Annotated in this window: 1 protein-coding gene; it reads left to right on the top strand. The window is 38.7% G+C overall.

Features of this window, described 5'->3' with window-relative positions; translation table 11 throughout:
• Positions 1–2 precede the first annotated feature (2 nt).
• Positions 3–745, top strand: a 743-nt coding sequence (locus AC1DRF_RS30755) for a CdaR family transcriptional regulator (protein ID WP_477742667.1), incomplete at its 3' end; no start/stop codon positions are given.

Genomic DNA, 745 nt, shown 5'->3' with positions numbered 1-745 from the left:
TTATAAAAGAAGTGCAGCTTGTGATGAAAGAACATGTAATTGTAACAGATCCACGCGGAATTATTATTGCGTCAACAGAAGAAAAACGGGTTGGTTTTTTTCACGAAGGCGCGTGGAACGTGATGCAAAGAAAGCAAAAACTATATATATCCAAAAAAGAAGCAGCGGATTTAAAAGGAGTTAAGCCTGGCATTAACTTGCCTATCAGTTATCAAGGAGACATTATTGGGGTTATTGGCATTACAGGTACTCCAGAAGCCGTTGAGCCTTTTGCAGACATTATTCGAAGATTAACAGAGCTAATTATTCGCGAGGCATATTACATAGAAACAAAGGAATGGGAAAATAAAGGAGTGGAAGCTTTTTTTCGTGAATGGATTTATAGCCAGCAGGTAGATGCAGAATTTATTGAACGAGGTCATATTTTAGGAGTGCAAGTAGACAGTTCTTATTGCTGCACGCTGTTTCAAATTGACTCATCTCTTTCGAAAAAGAAGCAGCAGCAGGTACAAGAAACAATTCGCTACTGGTTTGAAAGTCATAAAGCTGACGGGGATTATATCGCAAACTGGGGATATGATCGTTTGCTTTTACTGAAAGAAGCGGTAGGTGAAAAGGCAAGGCAAGGATTTAAAGAAGAATTAAAAAAATGTCAGCAGTACATTCAAGCAAACAACCAAGTTATGATCACTATTGGCGTAGGAAAGCCAGCGGAGCAATTTGATTTGCATGCTTCATATGAAGA

Source organism: Priestia sp. P5_B4, assembly GCF_056400385.1.
Note: the sequence above shows the minus strand (reverse complement) of the source record. Positions and strands in the feature narration are given on the sequence as shown.